Annotated in this window: 14 protein-coding genes; 4 read left to right on the forward strand and 10 right to left on the reverse strand. The window is 67.1% G+C overall.

From position 1 onward, the window contains the following. Positions 1-121: 121 nt before the first annotated feature. Positions 122-733 carry a superoxide dismutase family protein gene (locus ACF8ME_RS24680; protein ID WP_244388145.1) on the forward strand — a complete coding sequence of 204 codons (612 nt, stop codon included), beginning with the start codon at positions 122-124 and terminating at the stop codon, positions 731-733. 21 nt (positions 734-754) lie between these two features. Here ACF8ME_RS24680 and ACF8ME_RS24685 read toward each other — a convergent pair whose 3' ends face one another. From ACF8ME_RS24685 to ACF8ME_RS24705, 5 genes are read right to left on the reverse strand one after another with little or no spacing between them, the layout of a single operon-like run. Further along, entirely contained in the window at positions 755-1,531 is a 777-nt protein-coding gene (locus ACF8ME_RS24685; RefSeq protein WP_392418587.1) for a CoxG family protein, read from the reverse strand. Beyond that, entirely contained in the window at positions 1,521-2,027 is a 507-nt protein-coding gene (locus tag ACF8ME_RS24690) for a (2Fe-2S)-binding protein (protein WP_016447071.1), read from the reverse strand. The genes ACF8ME_RS24685 and ACF8ME_RS24690 overlap by 11 nt, the downstream gene beginning before the upstream one ends. Next, entirely contained in the window at positions 2,024-2,920 is an 897-nt protein-coding gene (locus ACF8ME_RS24695) for an FAD binding domain-containing protein (protein WP_392418589.1), read from the reverse strand. The genes ACF8ME_RS24690 and ACF8ME_RS24695 overlap by 4 nt, the downstream gene beginning before the upstream one ends. Then, entirely contained in the window at positions 2,913-5,207 is a 2,295-nt protein-coding gene (locus ACF8ME_RS24700) for a xanthine dehydrogenase family protein molybdopterin-binding subunit (RefSeq protein WP_392418591.1), read from the reverse strand. The genes ACF8ME_RS24695 and ACF8ME_RS24700 overlap by 8 nt, the downstream gene beginning before the upstream one ends. Position 5,208: 1 nt before the next feature. Next, positions 5,209-6,192 carry a Bug family tripartite tricarboxylate transporter substrate binding protein gene (locus tag ACF8ME_RS24705; protein WP_392418593.1) on the reverse strand — a complete coding sequence of 328 codons (984 nt, stop codon included), beginning with the start codon at positions 6,190-6,192 and terminating at the stop codon, positions 5,209-5,211. Positions 6,193-6,435: 243 nt separating this feature from the next. On the opposite strand from ACF8ME_RS24705, the gene ACF8ME_RS24710 reads away from it, so the two are divergent. Further along, positions 6,436-7,002, forward strand: a complete 567-nt coding sequence (locus ACF8ME_RS24710) for a MarR family transcriptional regulator (protein WP_209669084.1) — start codon at positions 6,436-6,438, stop codon at positions 7,000-7,002. Between the two features lie 2 nt (positions 7,003-7,004). On the opposite strand, the gene ACF8ME_RS24715 is transcribed toward ACF8ME_RS24710, so the two are convergent. Then, the gene (locus ACF8ME_RS24715) at positions 7,005-7,577 is read right to left on the reverse strand and encodes an NTP transferase domain-containing protein (protein ID WP_063325992.1); all 573 of its coding nucleotides are present in this window, start codon (positions 7,575-7,577) and stop codon (positions 7,005-7,007) included. Between the two features lie 52 nt (positions 7,578-7,629). Between ACF8ME_RS24715 and pdxH the strand changes: the two genes are divergently transcribed. Then, on the forward strand, positions 7,630-8,277 hold the full coding sequence (pdxH, locus tag ACF8ME_RS24720) for a pyridoxamine 5'-phosphate oxidase (protein ID WP_017405177.1): 648 nt from the start codon (positions 7,630-7,632) through the stop codon (positions 8,275-8,277). A gap of 31 nt (positions 8,278-8,308) precedes the next feature. Here the strand turns inward: pdxH and ACF8ME_RS24725 are convergent, their stop codons facing one another. Further along, positions 8,309-9,262: an AEC family transporter gene (locus ACF8ME_RS24725; protein WP_047327331.1), complete on the reverse strand. Its 954-nt coding sequence runs from the start codon at positions 9,260-9,262 to the stop codon at positions 8,309-8,311. A gap of 276 nt (positions 9,263-9,538) precedes the next feature. On the opposite strand from ACF8ME_RS24725, the gene ACF8ME_RS24730 reads away from it, so the two are divergent. After that, positions 9,539-10,600 carry a site-specific integrase gene (locus tag ACF8ME_RS24730; RefSeq protein ID WP_392418596.1) on the forward strand — a complete coding sequence of 354 codons (1,062 nt, stop codon included), beginning with the start codon at positions 9,539-9,541 and terminating at the stop codon, positions 10,598-10,600. A 35-nt stretch (positions 10,601-10,635) separates the two neighbouring features. Here ACF8ME_RS24730 and ACF8ME_RS24735 read toward each other — a convergent pair whose 3' ends face one another. The 3 genes from ACF8ME_RS24735 to ACF8ME_RS24745 all read right to left on the reverse strand — a co-directional run bounded on the left by ACF8ME_RS24735 (position 10,636) and on the right by ACF8ME_RS24745 (position 13,976). Continuing rightward, a complete protein-coding gene (locus tag ACF8ME_RS24735; protein ID WP_392418598.1) occupies positions 10,636-12,834 on the reverse strand; it encodes a TonB-dependent receptor domain-containing protein in 2,199 nt (732 codons plus the stop codon). A gap of 237 nt (positions 12,835-13,071) precedes the next feature. Further along, positions 13,072-13,440, reverse strand: a complete 369-nt coding sequence (locus tag ACF8ME_RS24740) for a hypothetical protein (RefSeq protein ID WP_223275282.1) — start codon at positions 13,438-13,440, stop codon at positions 13,072-13,074. A 209-nt stretch (positions 13,441-13,649) separates the two neighbouring features. After that, the gene (locus ACF8ME_RS24745; protein ID WP_392418600.1) at positions 13,650-13,976 is read right to left on the reverse strand and encodes a hypothetical protein; all 327 of its coding nucleotides are present in this window, start codon (positions 13,974-13,976) and stop codon (positions 13,650-13,652) included. Positions 13,977-14,018 lie beyond the last annotated feature (42 nt).

The raw sequence follows: 14,018 nt of genomic DNA on the forward strand, positions 1-14,018 counted from the left end.
CGCAGGCGCATAACGCTGCCCTCTCCGACATATCCACCGTATTGCACGCTGCAAGATGGCGGCTGCGCGCAATGCGCCTCACAACTTTTCCAGCACGGATATCAACCAGGAGATTGCCACCATGCGTTTGAACGCTTCCCCCTCCACCCCGTCCACCGCCGTGAAGCTGCTGATGGCAGCCGGCATGGTGCTGGCCCTTGGGGCCTGCGGCAGCCAGTCCAAGCCTCCTGCCGCAGCCGCGGCGTCCACCCCGGCAGCCGTCACCGCAGCCCCTGCCGCCCGCAACGTGGCCATGGCCCAGCTGCAGCCCACGCAAGGCAGCAAGGTCAGCGGCAGCCTGCAGTTCACTGCCCAGGCCGATGGCAGCGTGCGCGTTCAGGGCTCGGTTCAGGGGCTGGCGCCCAACAGCGAGCATGGCTTTCATGTCCATGAGAAAGGCGATTGCTCCAGCCCTGATGGCCTGAGCGCGGGCGGCCATTTCAACCCCACCGGCCACGCCCATGGCCGCTTCGATTCCGCTGTCCACCACGCAGGGGATCTGCCCAGCCTGCGGTCCGACGCGCAAGGCATGGCCAGCATAGATTTCGTTTCGCGCGGCCTGGCACTGGATCAGAGTCCCAACAGCGTGGTGGGCCGCGGCCTGATCGTGCACAAGGACCCTGACGACTACACCACGCAGCCTACCGGCAATTCGGGGGCGCGCCTGGCCTGTGCGGTGATCACGCGCGGATGATGTGCTCGGCCGGGTCTGCGTTCAGCGCAGGCAGTCGCGCAGCCACGCCGCGCACCGCTCGGCGCGCGCGCCCGGCCATTGGACGCTGACCGTGGTATCGCCACGGCGCAGCTCGACATGAATGGTGTCGGCAGCGCCCGCGCTGCCCTCACCGCTCAAGCTGCCGATTAGCCGTCCCCACCAGCCACGGCCCCGCAGGTCTTGGGCCGTGGAGGAGAGCTCCGAAGCTGGCGCTGGTTCTGGCGAATTCCGGGCTTGCGCCACCGTTTCCCCGGCTGGCTCGGAGGCCGGCGCGGGCGCGACAGGTGCAGGCGCCTGCACGGTCGCCTTGCCCGCAGCGGGCTCCCCTCCCCCGCCTTCGAGCCGCGCGGCCAGATTGTTACCGAACTCCTCCCATATTCGGTCGGCCTTGGTCTTCATCACGCTCAGGCCGAATGCGCCCAGACGGCCCAGCAGGTCCACGTCGATCTTGATGCGCAGGTCGGTGCCTCCATCCGGCGTGGCGCTCAGGAAGATTTCACTGCGCTGCTTGAGCGAGCTGGCCACCGAGGTGTCTTCTCCCGTCCCTTCCACGCGCAGATACTCGGGAGCGCGTTGCTCGACGATGCGTGTGCGCAGCTTGAATCTGGCGCTGATGAAGGAGATCTTCTGGTGCATCACCGCCACGTATTCGGTGGGGCTGACCACTTCGATGGACTGCATGCCCGGCACGGCACCTCCCATGACCTGGGGATCGAGCAACAAGGCCCACACCCGCTCTCGCGAGGCCGAAACAGTCAGGGTTTTCTCAATTTCCATGCATTTTCTCCGCGGCCACAAGGACCGATTCCACGATCTGGGTGTAGCCCGTGCAACGGCACAGGTTGCCGTTGAGGCCATGGCGAACTTCGTCCGCGCCGGGAAGGGGGTTGCGCCCCAGCAGATCGCAGGCGGCCATGATGAAGCCTGGTGTGCAGTAGCCGCACTGCAGGCCGCCGCATTGCATGAAGCTTTGCTGCAGCGGGTGCAGCCGTTGTGACGGGTCTGCGCCCGCACCCCCAGCAATACGGTCGGCCAGGCCTTCGATGGTGGTGAGCGCGCGGCCCTGGACCTGCACGGCCAGCAGCAGGCAGGACTTCACCACTTCGCCATCCAACAGCACCGAGCAGGCGCCGCACACGCCCGTCTCGCAGCCGCGCTTGGTGCCCGTCAGGTGCAGGTCATCACGCAGAAAATCCGACAGCAGCCGGCGCGCAGGCACGTCCACGCTGCAGGGCTCGCCGTTGACGGTGCATTCGATGCGATGTCGGCTCATGCCAGCTCTCCTTGTTCCAGTGCCAGGTCCAGGCCAAACAGTTCGGCCACGGTGCGCCGCACGTTGACGCGCACCATTTCTCGGCGGAAATCCGCCGAGCCGCGCAGGTCCGAAACCGGTGTGATGTCGGCCGCGACGATGTCACCCGCCTCGGCCGCCAAGGCCCAGGTGAGGGCACGGCCTTCAAGAAAGCCCTCGGCGCGCCGCTGGCGCACGGGTATGGGGGTAGAGGCGCCCACGACGAGACGCGCGTCGCGGCAGATGCCCCCGGCGGTGTGCGCCACCAGGGCCACGCTGGCCAGCGGCCGGTGTTCGGCCGCTGTGCGCAGAAAGCGCGTGTACACACCGCTGCGCCGGTCGTCTCCTTGCCCCATGGGCGGCACGCGGATCTCGCTGACGATCTCGTCGCCTTCCAGCGCCGTGGCGTAGTAGTCGACCAGGAAGTCCTCGATGTCCAACAGGCGCTCGCCTCTTGCGCTGGCCAGCACGATCTGGGCGCCCAATGCCATCAGGCAGCCGGGCGGGTCGGTGGAGGGGTCGGCATAGCAGAGATTGCCGCCCACCGTGCCCTGATTGCGCACCTGCGGGTTGGCCATGCGCTGCGCCATGCCGGCCAGGACAGGATAGTGATGCGACACCAGCGGCGAGGCCGCCAGTTCGGCATGGCGCACCAGGGCGCCGATACGCAGGCCACGCACCGGGTCGAAGTCCAGGTCGCGCAACGCATCGATGCCAGCCAGCGAGACCAGGTGCGTGGGCGCGAGCATGCGCTGGCGCATGCCCAGCATCAAGGCCGTGCCGCCGGCGATCACGCGGCAGTCCTCGCCCAGTTCGGCCAGCAACCGGCTGGCCTCCGCCACCGAGGTGGGCTCCAGGAAGTCGAAGTCATGCATGACGGCCCTCCTCGGCGCGTGCGCGCAGCGCCGCCAGGATTTTTTCGGGCGTGATCGGCAGATCGCATATGCGCACGCCGATGGCGTCGTACACGGCGTTGGCGATGGCAGGCGCTCCCGGCAGGATGGCGGTTTCGCTGGCCCCTTTGGCGCCATAGGGGCCGTTGGGGTCGTTGGACTCGACAAAGCCGCCGCGCAGCAAGGGCACGGCGTCGGCCGTTGGCATGGTGTAGTCGGCGAAGTTGCCGTTGGCCAGGCGCCCGCCTTCCAGGTGCAGTTGCTCGTAAAGGGCCCAGCCCATGGCCTGGACGGTGGCCCCGTTGGTCTGCCCATGGATGGCGACGGGGTTCAGCGCCTTGCCGCAGTCGTCGGCCACATAGCTGTCAAGCACCCGGACCTGGCCGGTTTCCGTATCGACCTCGACCTCCACTGCCTGGGCCGCGAAGGAATAGGCCGGCGCGATGTTGCCGTGCAGCTGGGCGTCGTGCATCTGCGTCTGGGCATCCCAGGTGTGGCTGACCTGTATGCCCTCGCCGCCATGGCGCCAGATGTGCTGGCGAGCGAGCTCGGCCATGCCTGCCGCACGGTCGGTGCCGCGCACGCGCACCTGACCATCGGCCAGCTCCAGGTCGTCGACCTGCGCCTCCAGCACGACGGCGGCCAGGGCCAGCAGCTTGCTGCGGGCCGCCTGCGCGGCACCTATGGCGGCATTGCCTGCAGCCATGGTCACGCGCGAGGCCAGCGAGCCTATGGCGAAGGGCGTGCTGTCCGTGTCGGGTGCGGCCACGCGGACCTGCGACAACGGCAGCGTGAGTTCATGGGCGACGATCTGGCTGAGCATGGTGGCCGCGCCCTGGCCCATGTCGCACTCGCCACTGAGCACAAGCACCTGGCCATCCTCATGGATGCGCACCACCACGGTGGAGCCGTCCCAGTTGCCCATGGTGCGGTTGCCGCTGACATGCATGGCCGCGGCCATGCCCACGCCCCTGCGGCGGGCGCCAAGGGCCTGGCGGGGGCGGGCGCGCTTGCCGCGCCAGTCGATGGCATCGGTGGCCTGGTCTATGCACTCCTTGAGGCCGGCGCTGCCGATCTTCCAGCCATGCACTGTCACGTCGCCGGCTTGCACTGCATTGAGCTTGTGGACTTCGGCCGGATCCAGCCCCAGCTGCTCGGCCATGATGTGGATGTGGCTGTTGAGCGCGAACAGCATCTGCGTACCGCCAAAGCCGCGGAACGCGCCGTGCGGCGGGTTGTTGGTATAGACCAGGGTGGCGTGCGATCGGACGTTGCCCTGCCTGTGCATGTTGTCGCTGCGCATGGCACTGACGTGCATGACCTCGGCCGACAGACCCGCATAGGCACCGCACTCGGCAACGATGTGCACCTGCTTGGCGAGGATGCGGCCATCACGCGCCATGCCCAGCTTGAGCGTGATGCGCTCGGGGACGCTGGAGCAGCAGGCCAGGAAGTCCTCCAGCCGGTTGTTGACCAGGCGCACGGGCCGCCCGGTGCGCAGGGCCAGCAGGCCCGCCACGAGCTGGTTGTCGTCCTCGACGATCTTGCCGCCAAAGCCGCCGCCCGTGGTGGCCTGCACCACGCGGATGGCGGACACCGGCAGCTCCAGCGCCGCCGCCAGCCGGGCACGCGCCAGGAAAACCGACTGCGTGGAGGTCTGTACCAACAGGCGGCCATCGGCGTCGATGGAGGCCAGGGTTGCCATGGGTTCCAGGTAGCCCGGGTACTGCGCATGCGTGGTGTACGTGGCTTCATGAACCAGATCAGCTGCGGCGAATCCGGCATCGGCATCGCCGCGCTCGAAGCGGATCTCGTGGGCGATGTTGCCCCGGCCCGGATGAATGCCGGGCGCTTCTTCATCCAGGGCTTCCTCGGGCGACAGGATGGCGGGCAGTTCTTCGTACTCGACCTCGATCAGGTCCAGCGCATCGCGGGCGATCTCTTCTGTGGCGGCAGCCACGGCTGCCACCTCTTCCCCCGCAAAGCGCACCAGGCCGTCGGCCAGGATGCGCCGCTCCTTGTGGCTCACGCCCCAGGGCGTGCGCGGTGCATCTGCCCCGGTCAGCACGGCTTTCACACCGGGCAGCGCACGCGCTGCAGCAATGTCGATGCGCACGATGCGCGCATGCGGATAGGGGCTGCGCAACAGCTTGGCATGCAGCATGCCCGGCAGCTTGAGGTCGCCCGCGTACTGGGCACGACCTAGTACCTTGGACAGCGCCGTGACCTGGGCCGTCTCGCGGCCCAGCGTGGAATTCGAGGTATTCATGTCATTCAGCGGTGATGCCGAGTTCGCGGATCACCTTGCCCAGGCGCTCGTAGTCGGCAGCGTTGACATCGGCCAGCACCTGCGGCGACCCGCCCACGGGCGCGGCACCGAAGGTGGCCATCTTTGCCGCCACCTCCGGCATCCTGAGGATCTCGTTGAGATGGGTGTTCAAGGTCTGCACCACGGCGGCCGGCGTGCCCTTGGGCGCGAAGAAGCCATTCCAGGCACCCGCGGCGATGTCCCTGTAGCCCAGTTCCGCCAGCGAAGGCACATCGGGCAGCAGGGGCGAACGCTTCGGGTCGGTCACGGCCAGCGCGCGCAGCTTGCCCGCCTGGATGTACTGGGCCACCGGCCCCAGCGTGACGTAGGCCAGTCCTACATGGCCCGCTGCCACATCGTTGACGGCCGGTGCCACGCCGCGATAGGGCACATGCTGAATGCTCACTCCGGCAGCGCGGTTCAGCCACTCGGCACCTATGTGCATGGGCGAGCCTGCGCCGGGACTGGCGTAGCTGAGCGTCTTGCCGGCCTTGGCCGCAGCCACCATGTCGGCCACGCTTTTGAATCCCGTGGAGGGATGGGCCACGAGCAGCACGGCCTGGCTGGCGGTCTGCACCACGGGGGTGAAACCTTTCAAGGGGTCATAGGTCGCGGCAGTAGGGAGCCTCATCACCATGGGGGCGATGGTGAAGGGGTTGGGCGTGAACAGTAGCGTGTAGCCATCGGGCACGGCCCGCGCAACCAGGTTGTTGCCCACGGTGCCGCCCGCCCCGGGCCGGTTGTCCACCACCACGGGCTGGCGCAGACGCACCGTGAGCTTTTCGGCGAACAGGCGCGCCATGGCGTCCGTGTCACCACCTGCGGGATAGGCGACCACCACGGTGATCGGCCTGGCGGGGTAGTCCTGTGCAAATGCCGGACCACAGACAGCGGTGGCAAAAGCCAATGCTGCAATGGTCAGGCCTTGCCGACGATGGGGGGTCATCACTGGCTCCTTTGAAAGCGCGGACATGCATCGGTCAGATACGGGCATGGCAGCTGGGGCTGGCTATGGGATGAATTCATACGATTCATCCATGAAACATTGATCCTCAAAAGAATCAATGACAATTTTCTCCAGTAAGTTGATGAATCAACTTACCGAAAACACCGATTGACCTCTATTGATTTCTATACAGAAATTCCACAAGACAAACATCAGGCAGCCTGTGAAACAATTGATGGGAACATGCCCATCCCACCTTCTCCTCTCCCTGTGCCCAGCACGCCCGCAGGCAATCCCTGGTCCCACCTTGACGAGGCAGGCAGCAGCCTGACCGTCGATGCCTTTCTGACCACGCTGATGAGCCAGGTGGGCAATGCGCTGCGGCGCACCATCACCGTGCCCTATGCCGATACGGCGGGCTTGACGGTTTCGGAGTGGCGGCTGTTGGCCCTTGTCGCGCATGCAGGCGAGTTGCCGTTCAGCGCGCTGGTGGTGCAATCCACTTCGGACAAGGCCCTGGTGAGCCGGGCGCTGCGGCTGCTCGAGGAACGCGGCCTGGTGGCCCTGCTGGCGCAAGGCTCCACTCCACGCAAGAAGATCCTGTGCTCCATCACGCCTGCGGGCCGGCAGTTGCATGACGAGGTGATGCCCGTGGCCCGACAACACCAGGCCGCTGCTCTGCTGGCGCTGACGCAGGAGGAACGGGAGGTGATGTATCGGGCCTTGCTCAAACTGCGCGGTTATTGCCAAGGCAGCCAAGCCGACCCAGCGACCGAAGGCGGCCCCGCTACGGCAGACGGCGAAGCCTGAATTCAGCCCACTTCAGGCCGGTTCTGCAGCAACACCTCAGCGCGCGCCAGATCGTCCAGCGTATCGATGTCGGTGAGCACACCAGCATCGTCCACATCGACCTGAACCACATGTCCGGCTTCGCGCAGCGCCTTCAGCACAGGCGCCCCGCCCTTCTCTCCGCTCAACGCCATGAGCGCCGCGCCGCATGCGGCGCCGAAACCCACGGGATGTCCACGCTCGCCTTGATGGACAGGCTGGGCGGCTCGGGCCCCCGCATGCAATGCATCGGCCACTTTTAGCAAGGTCTGTGGACTCACCAGCGGCAGGTCGGCCGGCAAGACCAGCCAGCCTGGCGCATCGGCTGTGGCACGCACGGCCGCAGACAGCGAATCGCCCATTCCGGGGTGGCCCGCATCTTCCAGATGCCAGGGCAGGCCGCTGGCGCGGACGGCGGCCAGTGTGTGTTCCAGCACGGTGCTGCCGCCCAGCGGCGCGGCGAGCTTGTGCATGGTGCCGCCCGACGCGCGGAAACGCTCGCCACGGCCCGAGGCGAGGATGATCACGCAGGGGCGGCCTTTGAAGTCTCTGAGCATGCGCAACTCTAGCGCAGCAAATGGGAGGTCGGGCGCAGGCACAATGCAGGCCATGAGCAGCATTTCCACCTCGATCGCCGATCTGCGCAAAAGCTACGAGCGCGCGGAACTCAGCGAATCGGCCTCCCTGGCCGATCCGCTGCAGCAGTTTGACCAATGGCTGCAGGAAGCCCTGAGCGCCCAGGTGCCCGAGCCCAATGCCATGACGCTGGCCACCGTGGGCGGCGACCTGCGGCCCAGCACACGCATCGTGCTCATCAAGGGCTATGACGAGCGCGGCCTGGTCTGGTACACGAACTACGACAGCCGCAAGGGCCAGCAACTGGCGGGCAACCCCTTTGCCGCGCTGCAGTTCCACTGGGTGGAGCTTGAGCGCGTGGTGCGCATCGAGGGCCGCGTGGAAAAGGTCAGCGAGGCCGAAAGCGACGCCTACTTCAACAGCCGTCCGCTGGACTCTCGCATTGGCGCCTGGGCCAGCCCGCAAAGCCAGGTCATCAGCGGGCGCAGCGTACTGGTGGCCAATGCGGCCAAGTACGGCGCGCAGTTCCTGCTGAACCCGCCACGCCCGCCACATTGGGGTGGATTTAGGCTGGTACCCGAGCGCTGGGAATTCTGGCAAGGCCGCAAGAGCCGGCTGCACGACCGCCTTTGCTACCAGCTTGAAGCTGGAACCTGGCTGCGCCAGCGCCTGGCGCCCTGATCCCCTCGATTGCTGGCGCTGCTGAAACCCATCAGCCCGGCAGGCGCTGGGCCAGCCACAGCATCAGCGGCACGGTAAGCAAGGCCAGCGCAGTGGACACCGCGATGCTGGCGGACACCTCCTCCTGCATCACGCCATAGCGCTGCGTGAACAGGAACACGTTGGCCCCCACGGGCAATGCAGCCGCCGTGAACATCACGACCACCGGCAGGCCGCCCAGACCGAAGGCCCAGGCCAGCGCAAGCAGCAGCAGCGGATGCACCAGGTTCTTGACCAGCGCGATGCCAGCAGCCTCTCGCAAGTTCTGACCCACCCTGGTGTAGGCCAGTGTCACGCCGACCAACAGCAGCGCCATGGGGCCCAGCGCCTGGCCCAGGACCTGCAGGGACCGGTCCACCACTTCGGGCAGCACCAGCCCAGTCTGAGCGAACAGCAAGCCAGCGAGTATGGGCAGCGGCACAGGATGCACGATGCCGTTGCGCACGGCCTGCAGCACCGTGCGCCACATGGGGCGCGGTGCGCTTTGGCCGCAGCGCTGGCGTTCGTGGGCCTCGGCCAGCTCGAACACGATGGTGGCTGCGGTCAGCAGGATCAGCGCATGCAGCGAGACCAGGGTGAACAACGTGACAAGCCCTTCCTCCCCGTAGACCAGCCCCACCAGCGGCACGCCGATCATGACGGTGTTGCTGAACATATTGGCCAGCCCCCGCGCGGCCGAGCGCGTGGAAAAACCGCCCAGCACCATGGACACCACGAAGATCAGCGCAGTCGCCAGGAAATACAGGGCCACGGGCTGAAAGTCCAGCTCCTGTACCCGCACCGCACCCATGGTGCGAAACAGCAGCGCTGGCGTAAGCACCAGAAACACAAGGTTGGACAAATCCTTGATGGCTGTGGCACGCACCCAGGCCAGCCGGGCGGCAAGAAAGCCCGCGCCTATGCAAAGAATGACAGGGATGAGGGAGGCAAAGACGGGAGAGTTCACTGAAGCAGGACCGGGAAGCTGCGCCTGCGCAGGCTTGCGGCGCGCGCAGATTATGCGCCGCAGACCCGGCCCTGCCTCGTTCAGGCATCGTCCCGGGCCTCGAAGGCCCGGCCAGCCTCCACGGACGTGCCAAGGCTCAGATTCATGCCGAACAGCCCCCTTTTCTGGCGACTTGTCGCCACTGACATTCATCAGCCGATAACAAGGTTGCCACTCAACTTCATGTAAGTTACATTGAACATCCCTATTGGTTGATTCGTTTTGCTCTAGACGCCCATGACTTCATCACCATCCCAGGCACCCGCTGCCGGCAAGCCGCCGTCCACTGTCCCCGACGGACTGGCCCTGTTCCGGCATTGGCTGGAAACCGAGGGCGCCAAGGGCTGGGATGCCCTGGACACGGCGCCCGACAGCGGCTACGAAAAGGTATGGCGTGCCTGGCTGCGCAGCCTGGGCGATGCGGGCATGCCAGCCAGAGAAAGTTCCCCCTCCCCCACCACGCCGAAAGGCAAAGTCAATGCAAAGGCCCGCGCCTGGCAACAGGCCACCGCCGTGGATGTCCAGAATTTCCTGCGCCCGCGCGAAGGCCAGTTGTCGGGCCACCAGCCCGGCCGCCGCATCAGCGAGGTCACGCGCAGGCGCTACTGGCGCCTGCTGGAACGCATCTACGACCATGCGCTGGACCACGGCTGGGTCAGCGCCAATCCCGCCGCAGGGCTGGCGCCGCAGGAGCGCCCCCCTGCCGAAGACGGCCAGGGCCATTGCCTTCCCGCTCCGCTGTGGAATGCCCTGCCCCGCCACATTCCGGTGGCCGACGGCTTTCAGTCGGCGCGCGACCGCGCCATCTTGCTGCTGCTGTACGAACTGGCGCTGGCGCCCGAGGAGGTGCGCGGCCTGTGCTGGCGCGATGTGCAATGCGCCATCCCAGGCGATGGCCTTCCCTGTCAATTGCATATCGATGGCGCACGCGCCGCGCAGCAGCGCACGCTGGATCTGTCGGAAACGGTGGTGAAGGCGCTGCAGGACTGGAAAGGCTTCAGCGCCGGCCAGCGCGGGCCGCAGGCCGTTCAACCCGGTGCCACGGTCTTTTATTCGCGCGAGGGGCAGCCGCTGTCGGTGCGCGTGCTGTTCCATGTGGCCTCGCAGCTGATACAGCGTGCCCATGCGGCCCAGCCCGCTTCTGCCCAGAAGGCGCCGCTGCACCGGGTCGGGCCGCAGGTGCTGCGCAACACGGCCATCGTGCAGTGGTTGCGCGCGGGCCGTGCCGAGACCGAAGTGGTGCAGTGGATAGGCGTCGACAGCACACGCGCCCTGCGCCATCTGCAGCATTACCTGTAGCAGACGGCGCGGGAGCGCAGCGCGGGCAACCCGCCTTAGAACGACACCTTGACGCCCACGGTGATATTGCGCCCCATCAGCGGCGCAGCGTTCTTGATGAACGATGTGTGGGCGAAGGCAAGGCGGTTGGTCAGGTTGTTGCCCTTGATGAAGAACTGCCAGGGCGTGCCACCCGAGGTGCGCAGCGTGTAGCTGGCCGAGAGGTTGAGCATGCCGTAGCCGTCCGTCTCGGTCTCGTAGGCGGTGACGCGGTTCTGGCGCAGCACCTGCACCCACTCGGCCTGGGCATCCCAGCCCTTGTAGAAGGTGTCCACGCGCAGGCCTACGCGCGCCGCGGGAATGCGCGGCAAGGCGGAGCCGTCTTCCAGCCGCGCACGCACGGCGTCACCGAACAGGGTCACGCCCCACTGGCGCGACAGCTTCTGGCGCACCTGGCCCTCCACGCCGGTGAAGCGTGCGTCGGCCTGGGTGTATTGCAGCAGTTGCAGGCCGTCATGCTCGTCCAGCGTGGCGCCATAGATATAGCCCTTGACGCGATGGTGGAAGGCATTGACGCTGAACGTGGTGTCGCCCGAGGTCTTGCGCAGGCCTATGTCCAGTGCCTGGGAGCGTTCACGCTTGAGGTCGGGATTGCCGCGCTCATAGGTGGATGTGGCCATGTGCAGGCCATTGGCATACAGCTCCTCGGCCGTGGGCAGGCGGTTGCCCTGCGTCAGCGAGGCCGACAGGCTGTAGCCCGGGGTGAACTTCCACACCGAGCCCAGCGAGAACGATGTGCCGCTGTGGCTGCGAGAGATGGCGCTTTGCTGAGCATCCACGGTCTGGCGCTCATGGCGCAGCGCAGCCTGCCAGCGCCAGTCCTGCCAGCGGTATTCCTCCAGCAGGTAGATGCTGTTGCGGCGGGTTTCGGTGGGCTGCACATAGGCCTCCTCCCCCTCGGCGCTGAACTTGCGCTGCACGGTCTGCAGGCCGATGACGCCGCGCCAGCCGGCGATGGGCTCCAGCTCGGCCTCCACGCGCAGGTCATGGGCGCGGTTCTTGAAGGTGGTCGAGACCTGGCCGTCCTCGATCTCGTCATGGCGGTAGTCGGTCCAGCCGCCGCGCACGCGCAACGCCGCAATGCCTGCCGTCGGATTGCGCCATTCGCCGCGCAGATCCCAGCGCTCGCTGTTGAGGTCGACCACCGGCACGCTGCCATGGTCGTGATCGTGTTCTTCGTCGCCATGGTCATGTCCGTCCTCGTCGCCGTGGTCATGGCCGCCGCAGTGCAGATGGTCGCCATGGGTGTGGCAGCCCTCGAAGCTGTGGTTGTGGCCCGGCAGGCCATAGCGCGCGGTCTGGCGCGTGTAGGCCAGGCCCAGGTAGCCTTGCGTGCCGATCCAGGACAGGCCCAGGCTGCCCGTGTCCGTGCGGTTGAAGCTGCCGCCCACGCGCCCCTGGGACTGGCCGTTGGGCGCCCATCCGCTGCCCACGCGGTAGTCGCCGGCATCGCGCGCCATGCCCTCGGCGTGGATGGCCAGCTGGCCCGCGCCGCCCGTCAGCGAGAACGCGCCGGCCGTCTCGCCCGCGCCCGTGCTGCCGCGCAGCTGGGCCGAGCCCGTGATGCCGTTCTTGGGAATGGACGTGGGGATCTTGTCGTCCAGGATGTTGACCACGCCGCCCATGGCACCGCCGCCGCCGTAGATCAGCGCCGAAGGGCCGCGCAGCACTTCGATCTGCGTGGCCAGCATGGGCTCGCTGGCCACGGCATGGTCGGGGCTGATGGTGGAGGCGTCATGCAGCTCCGAGCCATCGCTGAGGATCTGCACGCGCGGGCCGTCCATGCCGCGGATGATGGGGCGGCTTGCGCCCGCACCGAAATGGCTGGCGTGGATGCCGGGCTCGCCGTCCAGCGTCTCGCCCAGCGTGGCGGCCTGGCGCAGCGTCAGCACATCGCCTTCCAGCACCGAGGCTGGCGTGGACATATCGGCCGAGGTCAGGCCCAGGCCGCTGGCCTTGACCGTCACCTCATTGAGCACAGGCGTGTCGCTGCGCGGGGCATCCGCCTGGGCGCCGGTGGCAGTTCCGGGCGCGGCGGAGACTCCAGCCTCCGCAGGCTCTGCTGCCATGGCCAGCCCTGCCATCGCGGGGCCGAGCACGCCCGCCAGCAGCAGTTGCTGCAGCAGCGGGCGCAGCTTCATCCTCTCCCCCTGCACCTTGGCGTCCTGGTGGTATTGCTTTGTTGTCACTCTCATCACTGGTCTTCCCGGCAGCGGCCGGCCACGGCCCCGGGGACGTGGGAATGCGGGCGCTGCAAAAAATGGCGTCGGAAACGGACAACCGGGGTGCGACATGCAGGCGCACGCAGCCATCCGATCGGATATGCATTCAGGATCTGTCCAACCTGGGCACAGCGCCTCTTGCGTGCAATGCAGGAAGGCGCGCGCAAACAGCTTCAATGGGCGGGCGCATGCAGCGCCGCCGCCCAAGGTTCAAGCCGCCAGGCGGGCAGTGATGGGATGCGGGGGACCACGCGCATCGAAGAAAGCCGCCAGCACGCGGCCATCGCGCACGATGGGCGGCTGGGCGGGCTCGGCCTGTTCGCCCCAGAAAGGCGGCAGCGCCACGGCGGGCGGTGGCCCCGCCATGCCTTCGTGCAACTGGTCCAGCAGTTGGCAGTCCGCCGGGCCGTGGCCCGAGAACAGCGCATGCACCCAGTCGACGGGTGCAGCGCAGGAGGTGGCCACCACCTCGACCGGGCCATGGGCCGTGGCCGAGGCCAGGCCGCCAGCATGCACCACACGGTGCATCTGGCCCAGCAACGGCGCCAGTGCGATGGACCAGACCAGCAACCAGGCCAAAAGCCAACCCCGATTCGGCACGGCACCGCGCAACGCAAGCCGTGAGGCGGGCGCAGGCGAGTGGCGACTCGGGAGTTTGAAGGGCATGGATGAATCAGGAACGGGTCAGGCAGCGCAGAGTGTATGCGCCAATTGGCAGGGCAGGTTCCAGCATCCCGTCACAAAGACGGGCGACTGCTCACAGCAGTGCACGGCGGGCAATGCCGCGCTCAATGCGCATGGCGCATGCCGCAGAACTTGCCCAGCGCCAGGCCCTTGCAGTCGGCCTGCAGCTGCTTGTGGCATTGCGCATGGTCACGCCCTGCCGCCAGACACTGTGCGGCGGCCTCGTGGGCCTTGGCCATCGAGCGGTGGCGCTCCATGTCGGCACGGGCATGGGCATCCAGTTGCACCGGGCCACCCTGTGCCTTGGCGTCCGCCGGGGTCTTGGCATGGTCATGGTCATGGTCTTGGCCGTGATCGTGCGCCTGGGCCGCAGCGGCCAGAAAGACAGCGGCCAGGATCAGGGAAACGGAACGGAAGGGGGAAAAAGTCATGCGAGATCCTGAAGGGCTATGCAAGAGAAAAAGGGAAAGGCG

Source organism: Delftia sp. WSY_7 (assembly GCF_043104845.1).
In the GTDB taxonomy this organism is placed as follows: Bacteria; Pseudomonadota; Gammaproteobacteria; order Burkholderiales; family Burkholderiaceae_C; genus Comamonas; species Comamonas tsuruhatensis.